Source organism: Micromonospora sp. ABR4_055 (genome assembly GCF_056160425.1).
Map to the genome: position 1 here is coordinate 1 of NZ_JBSWXD010000004.1, position 19,960 is coordinate 19,960.

Here is a 19,960-nt window from a genome sequence, read left to right on the forward strand (position 1 = left end):
CCCCACCCTCCCTCCGTGTTTTCCTACACCCCCCCCTTTCCTTCTCTTTTTTTTCCTCCTCCCCTTCCCCCCCCCCCCCCCACCCCCCCCCCCCCCCCCACGGCGATGAGCACCGCCACGGCGACCGCCAGCACCACCAGTTGCAGGGTGGGGCCGACCCGTAGGGCCAGCTCGCCGGCGACCGCGTTGCCGCTCTGGATCGACGTGCCGAGGTCACCGGTGAGCAGTCCGCCCAGGTAGTCCAGGAACTGTTTCCACAGTGGCTGGTCCAGTCCGTAGCGGGCCCGGGCGGCGGCGGCCTCGACCTCGGTGGCGTTCGGGCCGAGGATGGTCCGGATCGGATCCCCGGGGAGCACCCGTACCAGGACGAAGGTCGCGACGATCACGCCGAGCAGCACCGGTACGAGCTGCAGCAGCCGGCGGGCGACGAAGCGGGCGATGCGCATGAGGGGTGGGTGCCGGAGTGGGTCAGGCCGAGGCGTGGAGGTAGCGCAGCCGGGCCAGTCCGTCCATGGGCTGGACCCAGCCGGCGACGTCCTCGCGTACCGGCAGGTTGAAGTTGGGCTGGCAGAAGATCACCCAGGGCACGTCGGCGGCCAGGATCTCCTGCACCCGCAGCCAGAGTTCGTTGCGCTCGGCCGGGTCCACGACGGTGTGCGACCGCTCGTAGATCTCCTCCAGCTCCTGGTTGACGTAGTTGGAGTAGTTCAGGTTGGCGCCCTCGACGAAGCTGGTGGCCAGCATGTACTCGACGTCGTTGACCCACAGCTGACCGGCGGTGATCTGCAGCGGGATGTTCTTCTGCTGCCGCCGCTCGGCGAGGGTGGCCGGGTCCAGCGGGACCAGTTCCAGTTCGATGCCGACCTTGCGGGCCTCGCTCTGCACCAAAACCGCGATCTGCTGCTGGGTGTCGTTGTCGGTGGCGTAGACCAGCTCGGAGCTGACCTGGTCGACCCCGGCGGCGGCGAGCGCGGCGCGGGCGGCGTCCGGGTCGTAGCCGTACGGGTAGCCGCGCTCGTCGTAGCCGGGCATGTCCAGCGGCACCAGGCTCTTCGTCGGGCGGGCGTCGCCGCCGTACACGTTGTTGATGATCTGGTCGTACGGCACCGCGTGGGCGAGGGCCTTGCGGACGTCGACGTTGTCGAACGGCGCGGTGGTCACCGACATCTGGATGGCGACCTGCTCGTTGCTGGCCGCGGAGATGACCTTGACGCCGTCGGTGTTCTTCAGGTCGGCGATGTCGCGTTGGCCGATGCCCAGCGCCACGTCGATGTCGCCGGCTTCCAGCTGGAGTCGCTGGTTGGCGGCGGCCGGGACCACCGAGATCCGGATGGTCTTGGTCTGCGCCGGGTCGGGGCCCGAGTAGCCCTCGTTGGCGGCGAGCACGATCTCCTGGCCCTGCACGGCCCGCTCGACGTTGAAGTAGCCGCCGGTCGGGGCGTTGTTGGCGAACCACTCGGTGGCCCACGGGTCGGCGTCGGTGGCGTGCGTCTTCGCTTCCTCGGAGTCGAAGACGTACAGCGAGATCGCCTGGATCTGCCGGGTCAACGCGCTGGGGAACGCCTGGGTGAACTGCACCGTGTAGTCGTCGACCACGGTGACCTGGTCCGGCTCGGTCAAACCGATGGTCCGGTAGATGCCGGCGACGTTGGCCTGGGCAGCGAAGGCCCGGTCCTTGGACCACTTGACGTCGGCGGCGGTCATCTCGTTGCCGCTGGCGAAGGTGACGCCCTGACGCAGCTTGAGGGTCCAGACGGTCTGATCCTCGTTCGGCTCGAACGACTCGGCGAAGGTCGCCATGACGTTCTCGGTGTCGAGGATCCGGGAGCCGTCGACCTCGGTGACCCCGTAGTCGATCATGTACGGGAAGACGTTCTTGTACAGCATGAGCGCGACCGGGTCGAAGCCGACGAAGTCCTGGTCCCAGCTGCTCAGGTAGCTGGAGACGGCGATACGCAGGGTGTCGGCGGAGGTGCCCGGGGAGGCGTCGTCGGAGCCGTCGGTGCCCGAGCCGGAGGCACAGGCGCCGGTGGCGAACAGGAACGCGCCGATGCCCCCGAGCTGGAGCACCGACCGGCGGGAGAGGGCGGGCGGGGCGGATCCGCCCTGCGGAGAGGTACCAGCCATGGGAGAAGTCCTCCGTCGTGAACGGCGAGGGTGACCTTGCAATCAGGTAGCTGTGCGTTCAGGTAGCGGGTCAAGCGGCGAAGCGGGCCGCGAAGTACGGCGCGCCACCCCCCGTGTTCTATCAGGCTGAACGTTAGTGAACAAGAGGTGAAACCCGTTCACCGAGACTATCTCGGCGTGTGGCGAGGCAGAGCAGCCAAAAGGCCGAGGCCACCGGCGCAACTTTGTTCACAAGGTTTCACACACCTGATACACGGCACCGATCCGACCGCCCGCAGGTGATCGACAAAAGTTGATGCTGGGCCTAAGCTGCCAGATTGACCTCTGGTAGCGCTCCCAAAGCCGTCCCCTGCCGGAGGCGCACCGAGAGGAGGAACGGTCATGCGCCGCTCTACCGCGAGCGTACTCGTCGGGGTGGCCGCCCTGACACTCGTCGCCGGCTGCACCCCGCCCCCGACGGGGTCCCCAGGCACCCCGTCGGTCCCGGGCGTCGACTCGCCGACCGAGACCCGCGAGCCGATCCAGGTCAACGTCGCCGAAGCGCTCGACGTCGCTCAGCAGGAGTTCGACCTGATCGCCGGCGGCGACTGGTCGGGTGCCTGGCAGCTGTGGACCGCCGAGGCCCAGCAGTCGGTGCCGGAGGACGTGTTCGTCGAGACCAACGAGGCGTGCCCGGTGCAGGACGGCGTCGAGTTCCAGCTGCAGGAGGTGACACCGGTCGACGAGACGGCCGTCGACCTGACCTGGCGCCGCGACGACACCGTGGGCAACAGCTCACTGCGGCTGGTGCAGGACACCTGGCGGTTCGACCCGGGCGGCGGCGTGCTCGTCGAGTACGCCTCGGGCGCCGCCGACGCGATCGAGAAGCGCCGGGCGGCCGGCAACTGCCCGTCCTGACCTGAGAGGCGGATGCCCGGTCCGGTGGCAACGGACCCCGACCGTTGTGCTCCGGACCGGGCAACCTGTCGCGGCGTACCGCCTTCAGCGACGCCGCTTGTTCCGGTGCAGCGCGTCCCCCGCCTGCCGTAGCAGCTTCGAGGTACGCGACGACGGGCCCCTGCGGGACTCCACCACCGAGCTGAGCTTGCGCGCCCCGGCTGCCGCCAGCGGCACGGCGACCGCGACGACCGCCCAGCGCTTGATCATTCTGCCGACCATGGTCGCCTCCTTCGGTCGGGTATCGACACCCGGCAGACACATACCCGGCGGCCCGCTCCGCTAAGCCTGATCGGACACGATCGGCGGGGTGGACCGGCCGCAGGTGGGTGGGCGTCTCGGATCAGCCGGTGGTGGGCAGGCGCCGTAGAGTCGGCGCGGTTGCGGTCGGGCCGTCGCCGGCGTGCTCGGCGTCAACCACCAGGAACAGCTCCAACCGGTTGGCACCGGCGACGAACAGTCGCTCGTCCGGGATCAGCCCGACGAACCGGAGCTGACCGGCACCGTCGCGGGCCGCCTGGACCACGGTGCCGACCTGCCCGTTCAACGCGACCGCGACCGGTGCGCCGACCGGCACCGACTCCGGCAGGGTGCCGTGCACCAACGCCGGAATCTTGCCACGCTCCGCCCGGACGTCCTGGTACTCGGACAGATTCGTCACGGTCGCTGGCGGGCCCGTGTCGACCACAGTCAGATCGTCGACCGCCACGCCGATCAGGTCCGCCGCCGGCAGCGGCGGGAACACCGGCCGGGCGCTGGAACCCGCCTGTACGGCCGCGAAGTGGGCCGGGCCGTCGATCGTCACCGGCTCGCCCGGTCGCGGGTCGAACCGCTTGTCGGTGGTCTCCCGCTCGCCGCGCAGCGCGGAGATGCCATCGGTACGCCACGGCACCTGCACCCCGGCGTGGTCGGCGACGGTCGGCAGCAGATCGACCTGCTCCCAGTTGCGATCATCGATTCGCCCGGCCTGTTGGCCGGGCTCCTTGACGAACAGCGGCACCCAGGCGAGCTCGGCGGCGGCGGCGAACTGGTCGTCCATCTCCCGGCCGGCGACCCCCTCGCTGAAGCTGCCGCCGTGGTCGGAGGTCACCACGATCAGCGCGTCGTCGTAGAGTCCGTTCGCCCGCAGCGTGCGCAACGCCTCACCGACCAGCAGATCCGTGTAGCCGACCTGCTGCAGGTGCCGCTGATGGGTGAGCCGGGCCCACCAGGGTCCGTCGTACGGCAGCCCGCCCGGACCGTCGTACCGCATCCCGCTCGGCAGATAGGTCCACGGCGAGTGGGGCATCAGCAGGTGCAGGAAGTGCAGCGTCGGGGTGTCCCGGGGTCGCAGCGAACCGAGGAACTCGGTGAACCTGGCCGGCTGGTTCTCCTTCAACCTGCTCATCCGGAACCCGGGGCCGGCGTCCGGGGACTTGTCGTTGGCCCGGATGTCGTCGGCCACCGTCGGTTCGCGGAAACTCGCCGCCGGGTCGTCCAGCGAATCGTCCGGGGAGATCAACTGGCCGTACAGTGCCGCGGTTTCCCGCAGCATCACCGGCAGACTGCCCCGGTCCTGCCCGGGACGTCCCCGACAGTGCTGCGGCGGGCACAGCTGGGTGACGTTCTCCCAGGCCTCGACCTGGTAGGCCGGTCCGAGCAGGGTGAACAGGTTGTCCGGGTGCTGCGAGTAGTGCGGGGTCAATTCCCCGGTCGGGTACCGTCCGGTCAGCATCGCCGGCACCGCGTTGACGGTCTTGCCGCTCACCGTTGTCGCGTTGCGGTACCAGGTCGAGCCGGCGGCCAGCTGGGCGAAGTTCGGCACCAGCCCAGCGTCGATCTCACCCCGCTCGTCGAGCAGTGACACCAGCGGGAACTCGTCGAGAATGATCACGACGACCGGCGGATGCGGACCGATGCTGCGCACCGGCGCGCCGGATGTCTCTCGGCCGAGCAGCACCGCCGACGACGGCGAGGCGAAGACGAACAGCGACACGAACGCCAGCGGACCGACCGCGGCGACCCGCAGCACCTGCCGGGCGACCGTCGACCGGACGTACCCGGCCAGCAGCACCGTGGCGGCGACAGCGGCGAGCAACACCAGCAGCGGGCCACGCACATCGATCAACGCCTTTGCAATCTGCACCATGAGCAACACGGTCAGACCGCCGAGCACGATCAGATGAGTCCATCGCCGCACCGCCGGCCCGGCCAGCCCGATCAACCAGCCGAGACCCCACAACAGTACCGGTGGAACCAGCACGATCACCGCGACCAGAGCGAGTACGGCGGCCGGTCCGGCACCGTGGAAAAAGAAGAAATCCGGGCTGCGACCGATCACGTCGAGCAGCGGCTGGGTCACCACGAGCCCGCAGAGCGCGATCAACTCCACCAGGGTGGACCAGCCGGACACCCGTCGGGGGTCCGGCTTCGGGTCGTCGGCACCGGCACCGGCACCGGGCTGGGTCTGGGTCACCGTGCACTCATACCACACCGGGCCACGCCGACTGCCGGCGCAGACGACCGTACGCCTGGTTGTGCGCAAAGGCGCGCGAACCAAAGGAGAACTTAACATCTATGAATCTAGATTGCCTGTGATCACCATGGCATGATCAGCCGAACGTCGTCCTTTGCTTCCAATCAGTCACCAGTCGACCCGGTGGACCCTGCGGTCAGGTGACGGAACGGAGATCGTGTGCAGGTGATCGCATGACGGGTCCGACACCCCGACCGGGTGCCTCTCCCGCCCCGATGCGTCCGGTCGCGGCGCTACGCGTCCTGCCCGGGCTGGTCCGCGACCCGCTGCAGACCCTCGTCGGGCTCGCCGCCGACGCCGACGGCAGCATCGTCCGGCTGTCCGCCGGACCGGCCCGGCTCTATCTGGTCAGTGATCCCGCCCAGGTGGCGCACGTGCTGCGGGACAACGCGGCCAGCTACCTGCGCGACGGCCGTGGCCTGCTCTGGCGGCCCATCCTGCGGTTGTTCGGCGACGGCATCCTGAGCGAAGGTCCGGTCTGGTCGGACAGCCGCCGTACGCTGCAGCCGCTGTTCACCGCCCGCCGGCTGGACGCCCTCACCGACGACCTGGCCACGGCGATCGCGGACGCGACCGGGCCACTGGCCGACGCGGCCCGCCACGGACACACCGTCGACATCGGCGACGAACTGGCCCGGCTGGTCTGCCGCGCCATCGTCCGGGTGATGTTCGCCGACCGGTTCACCACCGACCAGGCGCTGCGGATCACCGCGGCCCAGGACACCATCGCCACCGCCGTACTGCCGAGGCTGCTCCTGCCGTTCGTGCCCAACGCGGTCCCACTGCCCCGCGACCGCGCGTTCCGTCAGGCCGTCCGGACCATCGACGACATCGTGCTGCCGGTGGTTCGGCAGGCCCGGGCCGACGGCGACGACACAGACGATGTCGTCGGGACCCTGGTCCGAGGTGGCGACCGCGACGGCCGGGGCTTCGACGAGGCGCAGATCCGCAACGACACGGTGGCCATGTTCGCCACCAGCACCGAGACCACGTACGGCGTACTGACCTGGCTCTGGCCGCTGCTGCACCGGCACCCGGCGGTCGCCGACCGGCTGCAGCGGGAGATCGACGAGGTGGTCGGCGCCGGACCGGTCCGCCGCGAGCACCTGCCGCGGCTGCGCTACACCCGCATGGTGCTGGACGAACTGCTGCGGCTGTACCCGGTCGCCTGGCTGATCCCGCGTACCGCGCTCGCCGACGACGTCATCGACGGCGTCCGCATCAAGGCCGGCGCGCAGCTGATGGTGAGCCCGTACCTGACCCACCGACTGCCCACGGTCTGGCCGGACCCGGACCGGTTCGACCCCGACCGGTTCGACCCCGACGGTACGCAAGACACCGACGCCGGTCCGTCGGCCCCGGCGTCGGCCCGGCGTCGGCAGCGGTACGCCCACTTCCCGTTCGGCGGCGGACCACACCAGTGCCTCGGCCAGCACCTGTTCTACCTGGAGGCGTCGCTGATCGTCGCCACGATCCTCAGCCGGTTCCGGGTGCGGGTGACGGACGGCCGGCTGCCCACGCCGCAGGCCGGTGCGTCGGTACGGACCGACGCACCGGTACGGGTCCGGATCGAACCGGCCGCCCTCTCCCGGACGGTCTGATGCACACGGTGTCCTCATCGGCCGCAGCGAACCTGCAGAGCGCGGCCGAGAACGGCCGGATCTGCGCGATCGCGATCCACGGTCAGCGTGACCTGGCCGAACACACCCGGGCCTACCCCGGTCTGTTCCCGGCCCGCCCGTTCGACCCGGCGGTCAGCGCCGCGATCTCGCTGGCCACCGCGTTCGCCGCGCCCTGGTGCACCCCGGAGCAGCTACGGCTGGCCAACCGGGCCGCGCTGTGGGTGTTCGCCGCCGACTGGTTGATCGACTACCAGGCCACGACCGACGACGAGATCGTCGCCCTCGTCGACCGGTGCCGCGCCGTGGCGTACGGCGCCGCAGCCGGGCCCGACGACGAACTCGGCCGATTCCTCGCCGACATCGTCGCCGAACTCGACCAGGCACCCGCCTTCGCCGACCGACGGGACCGCTGGAGGGCCGAGCTGGACCGGACGCTCACCGCCATGCACCGGGAATGGCGGTGGAAGGCGGCCCGCCGCGCCACCCCGGCGCAAGCCGGCCCGACCTTCGCCGACTACCTCGACAACGCAGACAACTTCGGGTCGACCTTCGTCAACGTGACGCACTGGCTGCGTCTGGGCGACGGGCCGACGCTGGCGCACCTGACCGAGCTGATCACCGTCAGCCGGGAGGTGCAGCGGGTGCTCCGGCTGGTCAACGACCTCGCCTCGATCAAGCGGGACACCACCTGGGGTGACCTCAACGCGCTGCTGCTGACCGCCGACCGGGGTGTCGTGGAGGACCAGATCGGACATCTGGTGGACCGGTGCCGCGACCTGCTGCGGCCGTTGGAGATCCGCTGCCCCAACCAGGCCGCCTACCTGTCCCGGCAGCTGGGGTACACCAGCGGCTTCTACCGGGTCACCGACTTCTGGGGAGAGCTGTGATGGTCACCGGAAGCCGGGCCGCGCCCGGTGGCGGACGCGCCACGGCCGACCCGGTCCCGGTCCGTGCCCGACGGTACGTCGGACCGGTCACGGACAACTGGGACCGGGCCGCGCAGGAGATCGTGGACCGGCTGCCCGGTCAGCCCTGGGGCCGCACCGATGTCTCCGTCTACGAGACCGCCCGACTGGTCAGTCTCGCCCCCTGGCTAACCGGGCACCGGGCCCGGGTGCGCTATCTGCTGGCCAGCCAGCAGCCGGACGGCAGCTGGGGCGGTCCGGGCGGCTACGCGCTGGTCCCGACGTTGAGCGCCGTCGAGGCGCTGCTCGGCGTCAGGGCCGTACCGCCGGTCCGGTCCAGCGCCACGCCACTGACCGACGCGACGCCACTGACCGACGCGACGACGCGGGGGCTGACCGCCGCGCACCGGATCCTCGCAGCGGCGGCCGGCGGGACACTGCCCGACACCCCCGCCGCTGATCTGATCGTGGCAGCGCTGGTCGGCCGGATCAACCAACGGTTACGGCACCGCCCCGGCCTGCCCGCGAGCGACCCCCCACTACGGCTGCGAGGTGAACTCGACTCCGACCGGCTGGACGCGGTGCGCCGGCTGTCCGCCGGTGGCCGGCCGGTGCCGACGAAGCTGCTGCACGCGTACGAGACCTTCGCCAACCAGGTGGCGCCGCTGGGCCGTCCAGCGGTGGCCCCCGTGCCGGCCCACCCGCTCGCGGGGTCCGGGACAGGCGGACAGGCCGGCACGGTCGGCGGTTCGCCGGCCGCCACCGCGGCCTGGCTCGCCACCATCGATCCGGTCCACACCGAGGTCGACCCGATGCCCGCGCGCCGCTATCTGGAAGCGGTGGTACACCAACACCACGGTCCGGTGCCGTGTGCCACGCCGGTCGCCGTCTTCGAACGGGCCTGGGTTCTGACCACCCTGCTGCGCGCCGACGTCGCCGTGCTGGTTCCGCCCGAACTGCCGGGATCGCTGCGTGCGGCGCTCACCCCGGCCGGAGCAGCGACCGGTGCGGGCCTGCCGCCGGACGCCGACACCACCGCCGTGGTCCTGCACTGTCTCGCGCTGCTCGGACAGCCGGCCGATCCGGCGGTGCTGCTCGGCTTCTGGGCCGGCGACCACATCGCCACCTGGCCGGGGGAGGACGGAACTTCGGTGACCACCAACGCACACGCCCTCGACAGCCTTCAGGCGGTCGGGGGTGGACGTCGCGCCGCCGACCTGGACGTACTCCACCGGTCTATCAGCGCCTGGCTCTGCGACCAGCAGCAACCCGACGGCTCCTGGCAGGACCGCTGGCACGCCTCGCCGTACTACGCGACCGCCGCCTGCGCGTTGGCGTTGTCCGCCGCCGGCACCGGAGCCCGGCCGGCTGCCGCCGTGCTGCGGGCGGTGGACTGGGTGCTGCGCACCCAACGGCCAGACGGCTCCTGGGGGCGTTGGCACGGCACCGCCGAGGAGACCGCGTACGCGGTACGGATCCTGCTCGACACCACCGACCCACCCAGTGACCGGATGCTGCGGGCCGCCCGCCGGGGCGCCGCCCATCTCGTACCGTCCACCGCCGACCAGGGGCCGGCGCTCTGGCACGACAAAGACCTCTACCAACCGGTCACAGTGGTCGCGGCGGAGATCGTGGCCGCCGGCAAACTCGCGCACCGGGCACGCGTCACCGGCGTCAACAGGCACGCTTGAGCCACGGACCGCGACGCTGCTAGCGTGCGCCGTGCCGATGCGCTCATGAACAGGCGCGGCACAGTCCGCGTATGTACGGCCAGGAGTAGCAGGCAGATGACGAGATATTCGCAGGTCAGGCCGGGGACGGTGTAATGGTGTCACGCGGATTTCACCTGCGTACCAAGATTGTCGCGCTGCTGCTGTCACTCAGCGCGCTGTGGGCATTCGCCGCGTGGGTGACCCTGCGCGACGGCCTGAATTTGTTGTGGGTGCAGACCTATGACAGCCAGATCTACCAGCCGAGCGAGCCGTTGCTGCTCGGACTGCAGTCCGAGCGACGGCTGGCGATGGAATACCTGGCCGGGCCAACCGACGAACGCCGTAGCGAACTGGTCGAGCTCCGCGAGGCAAACGAACTGCTCGCGAACGAATTTCAGGCATCCGCCCAGCACTGGTGGGCGGACCTCGCGGCCGGCGCCGGACTGGAACAACAAGTCGCCGACACGGTACGGTGGCTGACCGAGCTACGCGCCACCCGCGACGCCGTCGAGGCACGGGAAGTCGACCGGGGCAGCGCACACGGGGCCTACACCAACACGATCGCCGCGTTCTTCCAACTGTTCGGTGCACTGGGCAACCTCGACGAACGCGACATCGCCGACGACACGGCGACCCTGACCGATCTCAACCGGAGCCAGGAACTGGTCGCCCAGCAGGATGCGCTGATCGCCGGTGTGATCGTCGCCGAACGGTTCACCACAGCCGAGCACACCTGGTTCGTACAGTTGGTCGGCGCACAGGAATTCCTCGTCGACGCCACTGTGGTGGAACTGCCGGAACCGGACCGGGCCCGGTACGCGGAACTGGTCGACAGCGCCAGCTACGAACGTTTCCGCAACGCTCAGCAGCGGATCATCGCGAGCGGGCCGTCCTCCTCGTCGGCACCGTTGACCGAGGCGCAGTGGCGGCCCGCGGCCGACACGACCATGTCCGATCTGCACGCGATCGTGCTGGCCGGCGGCGACGACCTCGTCGACCGGGCCGTGCCGGTGGCACTGCTGGTGCTGCTCCGGCTGCTGCTCGCGGCCGGTCTCGGCATGCTCGCGGTCGTCGCGTCGATCATCATGTCGATCACCACCGCACGGGCGATCGTCGCCCAGCTCGAACGGCTCCGGGACGCGGCGCACCGGCTGGCCGAGGAGCGGCTGCCGGGCGTGGTCGACCGGCTCGGCCGGGGCGAGGAGGTCGACGTGGCGGCCGAGGCACCGCCGCTGGAGTTCGGCAACGACGAGATCGGGCAGGTGGGCCGCGCCTTCAACCAGGTGCAGGAAACCGCGGTGCGCACCGCCGTGGAACAGGCCGAGCTGCGGCGCAGCGTCCGCGACGTGTTCCTCAGCCTGGCCCGCCGGACCCAGGCGCTGGTCCACCGGCAGCTCACCCTGCTCGACTCGATGGAACGCCGGGAGGAGGACGCGGACAAGCTCGAGGAGCTCTTCCGGGTCGACCACCTGGCCACCCGGATGCGGCGCAACGCGGAGAATCTGATCGTGCTATCCGGCTCGACACCCGGCCGGACCTGGCGCCGCGACGTGCCGATGGTGGACGTGGTCCGGGGTGCCATCGCCGAGGTCGAGGACTACACCCGGGTGACCGTCGCTCCGATCGGGCAGGTCTCGTTGGCCGGCCGGGCCGTCGCCGACGTGATCCATCTGCTCGCCGAACTCATCGAGAACGCGTTGTCGTTCTCCCCGCCGCACACCACCGTCCAGGTCAAGGGGCAGTTCGTCGCCAACGGCTACGTGGTGGAGATCGAGGACCGCGGGCTGGGCATGAGCGACGACGAGCGGGCCGCCGCGAACGAACGGATCACCGAGCATCCGGAATTCCGGTTGTCCAGCACCGTCCGGCTCGGCCTGTACGTGGTCAGCCGGCTGACCGAGCGCACCGGCATCCGGGTGCATCTGAAGGAGTCGCCGTACGGCGGATCGACCGCTGTCGTGCTGATTCCACGGGAGCTGGTGGTGCCGGGCGACGAAGCCACCGACCCGGATCTGTGCTCCAGCGACCGGCTCCCAGCGGCTGTCCCGGCTGTTTCTGCTGCGACCGACGCCGTCGAGACGCTGCCCCTGGCGGCCGCAGCCGGCCCGGGTCGGGCCGCCGAGCGGCGTTCCACGGTACGGGCGGTCGCCCAGGTGGCCGCCACCGCCCGATCCGAGCCCGTACCGCAACCGGGCGGCGACGCGCCGACCGCACCGACAGCGGCGGGTGGTCCGGCCGGGTCGGTGCAGTCCGATCCTGACCAGGTCCGGGCCGCCCCGCCAGCCGGGTCACACACATCGACCTACACCCCGTCCGGGCTACCCGTCCGGGTACGCTCCGCAGCCGCCGGATCCGCCGGTGGGCCGGGCGCGAACCCGCCCGACAGGTCGCAGCTGGACGGGCACCCGGAGAGCGAACCGGCCGATCCCCCGGCCCGCCCGGCCGAGCAGGTACTGCGGATGATGAGCGCATACCAGAGCGGGACGAGGCAGGGTCGATCGGACGCGGCGCAACTGCCTGACGCGCCGCCACCCGAGGATTCCGCGGCAGCGCCGCAACGACAGTCACCGGCCACCGCCCCGGTCGGCGACGACCGGAAACCACCATCGGCGTGAGCCTCAGCGCTAGGGCTGGCACGAACAGGAGAACCACTGATGCAGCAGACCGCTTCGATCGCGGACCTCACCTGGTTGCTCGACGATCTGGTCGGTCGGGTCAAGCAGGCCGAGCATGCGATCGTGCTTTCCGTGGACGGCCTGTTGATGGCCTCCTCGGCCGGCCTGGGACGCGACGACGGCGAGCACCTCGCGGCGCTGGCCGCCGGAATTCAGAGCCTCGCCCGCGGGGCCGGCAAACGGTTCCGCGGTGGGCCGGTACGACAGACCATCATTGAGATGGAGTCCTCGTTCCTGTTCGTCACGGCGGCCGGGCACGGTGCCTGCCTCGCCGTACTGGCCAGCGAGGAGACCGACGTGGGGCTGATTGCCTACGAGATGGCGATGCTGGTGACCAGGGCCGGCAAGTACCTGGCCTCCCGCAGCCGCCCGGCCGAGAACCACACAGAGAAGTGACCCGGCGACGATGAGCCAGTCCGACGAATCCGGTGAGGACCGGTGGATCGACGACCACGCCGGGCCGGTGGTCCGTCCGTACGCCATGACCGGCGGACGCACCCGGCCACGCCGCGGCCGGTTCGACCTCATCTCGTTGGTGCTGGCCAGGCCACGGACCCCACCCACGGAAGCCGGTCTCGGCCCGGAGCACCTGTCGATCCTGGACCGCTGCCGCGAGCCGCTGTCGGTGGCCGAAGTCGCGGCCTACCTGGATCTGCCCCTCGGCACCGTCCGGGTCCTCCTCGGCGACCTGCTCGAACACGCACTGGTCGAGGTACAGGAACCCCGTTCGGCGTCGAACCCGACTGACGACAGCGTATTCGAGGCGGTTATCAATGGACTACGAGCGCTCTGATCCGGCCGGCACCAGGCCGATCGCACCGACCGCGGTGAAGGTGCTCATCGCCGGCGGTTTCGGGGTGGGCAAGACGACCCTGGTCGGCTCAGTCAGCGAAACCCGGCCACTGCGCACCGAGGAACTGCTCACCGAGGTCGGGGTCGCGGTGGACGACGTCTCCGGCGTGGAGGAGAAGTCCACCACCACGGTGGCGATGGACTTCGGCCGAATCACCATCAGCGAAGATCTGGTGCTCTACCTGTTCGGCACCCCCGGCCAGGAGCGATTCCTCTTCGTCTGGGACGAACTCGCGATGGGCGCGCTCGGTGCGGTGGTTCTCGCTGACACCCGGCGGCTGGCCGACTGTTTCCCGTCCATCGACTACTTCGAGCAGCGGGGCACCCCGTTCATCGTCGCGGTCAACTGCTTCGACGGTGCCCGGCAGTACGCGCTCGGCGAGGTCCAGTTGGCGCTGAACCTCGATCCGGAGGTGCCGGTGGTGCTCTGCGACGCCCGGCACCGGCAGTCCGGCAAGGAAGTCCTGGTGAAGCTACTCGAACACGCCCGGGATCACTCACGCCGGTCGGCCGCTGTCGGATAGCCCCGCCGGACAGCCGCCGGACAGGCCGACCTCCGGCACCGGCCGGCGGGACTTCCGGCCCTGCCGCCCTGCCGGGAAATCCCCTGACAATCGATGTGTCGGAGAGAGCGCCGGACACCGACACCGATCAACGACAGGGAGGGGATCGAGATGGCACGCACCACACACCCGGCACCAGCCACGACCGACAGAGGATTCGCCACCACGCCCGCCGAGGCCCGGTTCGGCGAGGTGGTCTGGGCAGTGACCAGACTGGCCCTCGGATTCGTCTTTCTCTGGGCTTTCCTCGACAAGCTCGCCGGCCTCGGCAAGGCGACCCCCAGCGAGCGCGCCTGGATCAACGGCGGATCCCCGACCACCGGGTACCTCAGCAACGTGGAGGGCCCGTTCAGCGAGTTCTTCAGCGGCATGGCCGGTCAGGCCTGGGCCGACTGGTTGTTCATGGTCGGCCTGCTCGGCATCGGCGTGGCGCTGATCCTGGGCGTCGGAATGTGGGTCGCCGCAGCATCCGGCTCGTTGTTGCTGGCCCTTATGTGGCTGGCGTCGCTGCCGATCGCCACCAACCCGTTCCTGGACGACCACCTGGTCTACGCCCTGGTGCTGCTCGGCCTGGCCACGACCGGCGCTGGCCTCCGGTACGGCCTGGCCAACTGGTGGCGGAACCTGCCGCTGGTACGGCGCAACGCCTGGCTCCGCTGACCCACCCCGAGTCGGTCGACCGTCACGGCCCCGCTGAATTCACTCGGCGGGGCCGACCGCTGCCCGCGCACTTCGACGGCAGGGAATGCACATGAGCGCCGGGTGGGGGGGGGGGCGCCGCCCACACCCCCCCCCTCCCCTCTCCCCCCCCCCCCCCCCCCCCCCCCCCCTCCCCCCTTTCTCCTCCCCCTTCCCCCTCCCACCCCAAAAAAAAGGGGAAGGGGGGGAGGAGAAAGGGTTGGTGGGATGGGGGGGGGGAGGGGAGTGGAGAAAGGGTGGGGGGTGGGGTGGGGGGGGGGGGGGGGGAGGGGGGGTTTTGGTGGGTGCGCCACGCACCTCCGGCACCCACGTCCATCAAACGGCAGCTACCGAGCGTCCGAACCGGACGCTCACCGCTCCTGCGGTCGTCGCCTGAACCAGGCGATCGTCACTGCTCCTCAATCCTAGAGAGCCGCCGCCGGTTCGGTAATGGATTGTGGGCCATCCCACGTGGCTGTGGCCGGCCAGTGCCCGCAGACCGGATGATCAGTGACCCCCGCCCGGGACAAGCATTGACCGCCGCACCCGGATGCCGGTTTTCCTCGACCGACCGCCCCCTGGCCAGCGCCAAATGGTGTCCGGAACGAGATCCGGACCAGCGAACGCCGGCCGCCTGACCACTGACAATGGCCGAAGTGTTGCGGAATCGATGGCCAATGCGTCAGACTCAATTCCGAACACGGCCGTATCCCGAGGAGTGAGCATCTGTGGCCAAGAAAGTCATTACTCTGCTGACCGACGACCTCGACGGCAGCGAGGCCGACCGGACGGTCGAGTTCTCGCTGGACGGTGTCACTTACACCATAGATCTGTCCGAGAAGAACGCCGGCAAGCTGCGCAAAGCCCTAGACACGTACATCGCCGCCGGCACCCGGGTGAGCCGCAGCAGCGCTGGCGGTCGAGGGGGTCGCGGGAGCTTCTCGGCCGCGCCGGCCCGCTCCGACCGCGAGCAGAACCGCGCCATCCGCGAATGGGCGGCCAGGAACGGCTACCCGGTCTCCGAACGCGGTCGCATCCCGGCAAACGTGATCGCCGCCTACCACAAGGGCTGACCACCCGTCGGGTACATTCCCGGCAGAGGTGCCCACGCGTCACTCGGGCAGCTAGGTTATCGGCGCCGGCGGCGGCGCCGGACGATTTCGTCCGGCGGCAGGGCGGACATCCGCCGGCGCCACCGCCCTCCTGGTCGGATGGCTGGGAGGCACGCGATCAGTCGAACGACACATGATCGAACGCGAACTCACCACTCATCTCGGCACGGCGTGACAGCAAGGCATGCAACTCGCCGGCCAGCTCGTGGCGCTTACGCAACTGCGGCTCGCCGATCTCCAGTGTCGTCAACCGCTCCCCCACGGCCGCCGCCGCCAGGTCTTCAGCGAATCGTCCGGGCGCTATCCCGCAGTGCAGCCGGTGCGGCCAGATCCGTACCCTTTCGAACAGCAACCCACCCTCGCCGGCAGTCAGCCAGGCCCAGCCCTCCGCGCCCCCGTCCTTCCACTCGACATGCAGGCTACGCAGGAGCGGATCGGACAGCTGCCGGCTGACGAAGGCCTCCACTGCCCGGACGCGTGCCACCGCACCCAGATCGTTGACCTGGCCGGTCCGACCGTCCGGCAGCCGGCCGACGATGTCCCGGTAGCTGATGTCCCCAACGATCTCACCGGGCCGCAACCCGGCCGTGCTCTGCTGGAACGTCCGTGCGTCGAGCACGTACTCCACCACCCGCCGGCCCGGACCGGTCGCCCTCAGCGCCGCCGACTCGACCCGCAGCACCGCCAGGCCCACCGCTTCGCACACGGCGTCGGTCATTCGTTCGTCGCGACGCTGCTCGGCGGTCCGGTCGGCGGGGTCGACGAAGTCGGCCACGAAGACCGGACGGTAGTCGTCGGCACCACAGACCACGAGATCGAACCGCGCCCGAGTGGCCACACTCCACTGCCGGGTGGTGACACCCGGTGGACGTCCACCCACCAGCTGCCCGAGCCGCCGGCCCGGCACGATGACACAGCCGGCACGGTCGAACAGCTCGCCGCGCCGAACGCCCGCAGCGTGTTCCGCGAGGCTGAGAACCGGGCGCAGCCAGGGCTCCCGGACGTCGTCGTCGTTGGTCATGGATCGTGTCCTTGGCTTCCTCGCCACGCCGCGACCGGCGGGACCTGCCCATGCTAGACGCCCGTCAGCCAGGGGTGGACGGCGGCGGTACGTGTGGGTCAGCTCGGCGACAGCGGCACGCGGTCAGCGTCGCCGACGCGCCGGCTGGGCGGAGGTCAACCGCAACGCGAGCTCCGGACAGTTCGCCACGGCACGGTCGGCGTGCCGGCGCAGCTCCGCAGGCACCGCCGGCTCCCGGCTGCCGTCCCGGGAAATCGGAAAGCCCCAGTCGTCACGGGTCAGCAGCTCGGGCAGCAGCTCGATGCAGAGACCCCGACCGTCACAGCGAGCCCAGTCGATCTGCAACCGTGCACCGTGCGGATCGTTCACCTGTCGTCACTCCTAACGGCGCCACCCGGTGAAGGCCGTGTGTGGAGCAGCTTCACGCTGGCATCCTGTCCGCCCTGAAGCTGAAGGACGGAGCTGCACGAGATACACCGTACCGTGTTGGTCTATGGCTGAACACGAAGGCGTCCGTACCGGCAGACATTGAGTTCTCGCGATGCATGTCCGTTCTGGTCTTCGTGACGAAGTTTCGGCACGAGGTGTTCGGCGATCGGCACCTGGCCCGCATGGAGGCGATCATGGGCCAGGTGCCGCGACTTCGAGAAGGGCGTCTCCTCGCGCACTACTCGGGCCTGACGGCCCTCCCAGCGCGGGCTCTCACCCCGCCCTGAGTGCCGGAACGCTGGCCCGCAATCCGATAGCCCTCGGAGTCACCGTACGGCGGGATGGCACCGGCTTCGGGCGGTCGCCGGGCGACGAGGTCGCCGTCGGCGCCAGCGTCGGGCAGCCAGCCCGGCGGGTCCGCCGGCTGGAAGACCGATCCCGGCTTGCGGTACATGTCCAGCAGGCTGGACGGTACGGAGGCGGCGGCCCGGCCGCCGACGTAGGAATCGACCGGGTGCTCTGCCTGACCTACTACCGCAGGCGGACGGTCCCACATCGGCCCGGTCGGCTGATACTCGGCAGGTTGGTAGCCGGCAGGACCGGCAGGTCGGTAGCCGACGGGAACGGCAGGTCGGTAGCCGGCAGACGCGCGGTCGCCCGGCGGGTCGGCGTGCAGCCAGTCGGTCGGCGGACGGACGGCTGCCTCGTCGGTCGTCAGTCCCGACCGCCGGTGCGATCCCCCGGGGGCCTGCCCCCCGGGTCGGGGAGCGTCGTCGGTGGCCCGCCGCCGCGACCGGGGCCGCACCCACAGCAGCAGACGCCAACCGAGCGCGCCCAGCACGGCCGCCAGACACCCGGCGTTGACCGCCACCATCCAGGTCTGGCCGCTGTCCGTGCCGGTTCCGACCGAGTGGCCGAGCGCCGCCGGCCAGGCGGCGTACGCCAGCCAGTGCAGCGCCCGCCACAACCGCACGCCGATCCGCCGACGCAGCAGACTGGTCACCACCAGCACCAGCATCACGTCACCGGCGAGCGTGCCCAGCCCCATGTACAGCGGCCGGTACTCGGCGCCGAACGGCACGAACAGGTCGTACACCCGGAGCTTGGCGTACGGATCGAAAAGCAACGTGACCACGTGGACCGTCAGCAGCCCGACCGCCAGCAGCGCCGCATTGCGGTGGACCAGGCTCACTGCGAACCGGGGCAGGCCGAACACCGGTCGGCCCGACCTGCTGCCCACCCCCAGCACCACGACCGCCGACAACAGGACGAGCGCCGTCACCCCGGTGCCGCGCGCGACGAACCACCCTGCCTCCGTCACTGTGTCTCCTCCTCCGCGGACCAGCCTCCGACGGTCCGCACCGTGCCGTCCACAGCCACCAGCCGGGCCGGCGCGCCGAGACCTGCCAGCCACCGATCGGCGGTCGCACCCCGCACCAGCGCTGCGGTGCTCAACGTGTTCGCCCGCAGGCAGCTGTACGCCGCCACGGAGACGCTGCGCCACACCCGGCCCGCCGGCGTACCGGTGCGGGGGTCGACGATGTGGTGCATCGTTGCGTCTCCGGCGGTCCACTGCCGGCTCACCGTGCTCGAGGTGGCCACCGCGCCGCCGGCCGGCAGACCGATCACGCACACCGGATCCGATGGACGGTCCTGCACCCGGATCCGCCAGCGTCCCTCCGGGGCCGACCCTGCGGTGGCGATGTCGCCGCCGAGGGCGACCAGCACACCGACCCGGCACCGGCGCGCGACGTCCCGGGCACAGCGGTCGGCCGCCCAGGCCTTCGCGGTCGCGCCCAGGTCCAGTTGCACCCCGTCCGGTACGGCCAGATCGGTCCCGTCAAGCCGGATCTGACGCCAGTCCGCGGCCGGCGGGACGGTCTGCGGCACGGCGGGCCGTCCGTGCAGGGTCACCCAGCGCAGATCTTCGTCGTAGCCCAGCCGGCACAGCGCCGACCCGACGGTCGGGTCGACGTCGCCGTCGGTCTCGCGGGCCGCCCGCAGCGCCACCGACACCAGGCCGGCGAGCAGCGGGCTGATCCGCACCGGCGTTCCTCCGCTGCGGCATGCCCGGACCAGTTCGGAGTCGGCGCGGAACCGGCTGCAGGCGGCGTCGACGGCGGCCAGCACGTCCTCGACGATCGTTCGGGCCGCCGGCACCGCCGCAGGGTCGCTCACCACCACCCTGGCGAGGGTTCCCCACACCTGCCACTGTGCACAGTCTGGCCCGACCGGGAGGGTTTCTAGCAGCGGCATCGCCTCACGACCCGCCGGAGGTGGCCTGGCCGGGTTGGCCACCACCGCCGGTCACCGGCGGAAACTCGGCCGTCGGCGGGGCCCGGTCGACCGGCTGGTCCGGTTCGGTCGCGCCGTCCGGGGCAGGTTGTCCGTCGCCGGCCGTCGCCGCCGGATCGGTACCCGCCTCACCCGGATCGGGTTGCCCGTCGGCACCGGCCGGCTGCGGCGCAGTTTCGCCCTGCACGCTACCCGCCGGAGCGTTCCCCTCCTGGTCCGCCGTGTGATCGGCGTGCGCCACCACGGCGACGCCGAGCGTGCCGGCGATGCTCGCCACGGCCAGCCCGCCGGTGATCATCGTGACCCGCCGCAGCCCCAGCTCCCGCTCCCCCACGTGGCCTCCCGAATCGCCGTGCTCGGCGGACCACCCGCCGTCAACCCGGGATACGGCTCGGACAGATACCCGGTTCAACCGACTGGGCACACACCCCCGGCGGGTCCGCCAGGTTTTACCGGCGGCGGATTTACAGCGCCGATGATCAATGGCACCGTGTCCACAGCGGAGGGCGACCGCCCCT

20 protein-coding genes are annotated in these 19,960 nt (G+C 70.7%); 11 read left to right on the plus strand and 9 right to left on the minus strand.

What is annotated here, in order from left to right; translation table 11 throughout:
- Nucleotides 1-23: 23 nt before the first annotated feature.
- Entirely contained in the window at nt 24-446 is a 423-nt protein-coding gene (locus tag ACXAHD_RS02435; RefSeq protein WP_475048305.1) for a hypothetical protein, read from the minus strand.
- Nucleotides 447-468: 22 nt separating this feature from the next.
- Nucleotides 469-2,127, minus strand: coding sequence for an ABC transporter substrate-binding protein (locus tag ACXAHD_RS02440; RefSeq protein WP_281554335.1), 1,659 nt, complete (start codon nt 2,125-2,127; stop codon nt 469-471).
- A 381-nt stretch (nt 2,128-2,508) separates the two neighbouring features.
- Between ACXAHD_RS02440 and ACXAHD_RS02445 the strand changes: the two genes are divergently transcribed.
- Nucleotides 2,509-3,024, plus strand: a complete 516-nt coding sequence (locus ACXAHD_RS02445; protein ID WP_281554334.1) for a hypothetical protein — start codon at nt 2,509-2,511, stop codon at nt 3,022-3,024.
- 84 nt (nt 3,025-3,108) lie between these two features.
- Here the strand turns inward: ACXAHD_RS02445 and ACXAHD_RS02450 are convergent, their stop codons facing one another.
- Nucleotides 3,109-3,285: a hypothetical protein gene (locus tag ACXAHD_RS02450; RefSeq protein WP_278116793.1), complete on the minus strand. Its 177-nt coding sequence runs from the start codon at nt 3,283-3,285 to the stop codon at nt 3,109-3,111.
- 121 nt (nt 3,286-3,406) lie between these two features.
- Nucleotides 3,407-5,617, minus strand: a complete 2,211-nt coding sequence (locus ACXAHD_RS02455; protein WP_475048308.1) for a sulfatase-like hydrolase/transferase — start codon at nt 5,615-5,617, stop codon at nt 3,407-3,409.
- Between the two features lie 134 nt (nt 5,618-5,751).
- Here ACXAHD_RS02455 and ACXAHD_RS02460 point away from each other — a divergent pair, with 134 nt between their 5' ends.
- The 10 genes from ACXAHD_RS02460 (at nt 5,752) to ACXAHD_RS02505 (ending at nt 15,658) form a co-directional block, all read left to right on the plus strand.
- On the plus strand, nt 5,752-7,179 hold the full coding sequence (locus ACXAHD_RS02460) for a cytochrome P450 (protein ID WP_475048311.1): 1,428 nt from the start codon (nt 5,752-5,754) through the stop codon (nt 7,177-7,179).
- On the plus strand, nt 7,179-8,087 hold the full coding sequence (locus ACXAHD_RS02465; protein ID WP_281554331.1) for a terpene synthase family protein: 909 nt from the start codon (nt 7,179-7,181) through the stop codon (nt 8,085-8,087). The genes ACXAHD_RS02460 and ACXAHD_RS02465 overlap by 1 nt, the downstream gene beginning before the upstream one ends.
- Nucleotides 8,087-9,796, plus strand: a complete 1,710-nt coding sequence (locus ACXAHD_RS02470; RefSeq protein WP_281554330.1) for a prenyltransferase/squalene oxidase repeat-containing protein — start codon at nt 8,087-8,089, stop codon at nt 9,794-9,796. The genes ACXAHD_RS02465 and ACXAHD_RS02470 overlap by 1 nt, the downstream gene beginning before the upstream one ends.
- A gap of 134 nt (nt 9,797-9,930) precedes the next feature.
- A complete protein-coding gene (locus ACXAHD_RS02475) occupies nt 9,931-12,432 on the plus strand; it encodes a sensor histidine kinase (RefSeq protein WP_281554329.1) in 2,502 nt (833 codons plus the stop codon).
- A 39-nt stretch (nt 12,433-12,471) separates the two neighbouring features.
- Entirely contained in the window at nt 12,472-12,888 is a 417-nt protein-coding gene (locus ACXAHD_RS02480; protein WP_281554328.1) for a roadblock/LC7 domain-containing protein, read from the plus strand.
- 10 nt (nt 12,889-12,898) lie between these two features.
- Nucleotides 12,899-13,285 (plus strand): DUF742 domain-containing protein, encoded by a 387-nt coding sequence (locus ACXAHD_RS02485; protein WP_281554327.1) that lies wholly within the window; start codon nt 12,899-12,901, stop codon nt 13,283-13,285.
- Nucleotides 13,266-13,868: a GTP-binding protein gene (locus ACXAHD_RS02490; protein ID WP_281554326.1), complete on the plus strand. Its 603-nt coding sequence runs from the start codon at nt 13,266-13,268 to the stop codon at nt 13,866-13,868. Before ACXAHD_RS02485 ends, ACXAHD_RS02490 begins: the two co-directional genes overlap by 20 nt.
- A gap of 150 nt (nt 13,869-14,018) precedes the next feature.
- The gene (locus ACXAHD_RS02495) at nt 14,019-14,567 is read left to right on the plus strand and encodes a DoxX family membrane protein (RefSeq protein ID WP_281554325.1); all 549 of its coding nucleotides are present in this window, start codon (nt 14,019-14,021) and stop codon (nt 14,565-14,567) included.
- Nucleotides 14,568-14,658: 91 nt separating this feature from the next.
- Nucleotides 14,659-14,982, plus strand: coding sequence for a hypothetical protein (locus ACXAHD_RS02500; RefSeq protein ID WP_475048319.1), 324 nt, complete (start codon nt 14,659-14,661; stop codon nt 14,980-14,982).
- 331 nt (nt 14,983-15,313) lie between these two features.
- Complete coding sequence (locus ACXAHD_RS02505; protein WP_281554324.1) at nt 15,314-15,658, plus strand: histone-like nucleoid-structuring protein Lsr2; 345 nt, start codon at nt 15,314-15,316, stop codon at nt 15,656-15,658.
- Between the two features lie 157 nt (nt 15,659-15,815).
- On the opposite strand, the gene ACXAHD_RS02510 is transcribed toward ACXAHD_RS02505, so the two are convergent.
- The 5 genes from ACXAHD_RS02510 to ACXAHD_RS02530 all read right to left on the minus strand — a co-directional run bounded on the left by ACXAHD_RS02510 (nt 15,816) and on the right by ACXAHD_RS02530 (nt 19,776).
- Nucleotides 15,816-16,718: a DUF2726 domain-containing protein gene (locus tag ACXAHD_RS02510; RefSeq protein ID WP_289212616.1), complete on the minus strand. Its 903-nt coding sequence runs from the start codon at nt 16,716-16,718 to the stop codon at nt 15,816-15,818.
- A 123-nt stretch (nt 16,719-16,841) separates the two neighbouring features.
- On the minus strand, nt 16,842-17,087 hold the full coding sequence (locus ACXAHD_RS02515) for a ferredoxin (RefSeq protein WP_278168406.1): 246 nt from the start codon (nt 17,085-17,087) through the stop codon (nt 16,842-16,844).
- A gap of 298 nt (nt 17,088-17,385) precedes the next feature.
- The gene (locus ACXAHD_RS02520; protein ID WP_281554322.1) at nt 17,386-18,468 is read right to left on the minus strand and encodes a ferric reductase-like transmembrane domain-containing protein; all 1,083 of its coding nucleotides are present in this window, start codon (nt 18,466-18,468) and stop codon (nt 17,386-17,388) included.
- Nucleotides 18,465-19,403, minus strand: coding sequence for an FAD:protein FMN transferase (locus ACXAHD_RS02525; RefSeq protein WP_281554321.1), 939 nt, complete (start codon nt 19,401-19,403; stop codon nt 18,465-18,467). Before ACXAHD_RS02525 ends, ACXAHD_RS02520 begins: the two co-directional genes overlap by 4 nt.
- A gap of 4 nt (nt 19,404-19,407) precedes the next feature.
- Nucleotides 19,408-19,776, minus strand: coding sequence for a hypothetical protein (locus ACXAHD_RS02530; protein ID WP_281554320.1), 369 nt, complete (start codon nt 19,774-19,776; stop codon nt 19,408-19,410).
- Nucleotides 19,777-19,960: the final 184 nt, after the last annotated feature.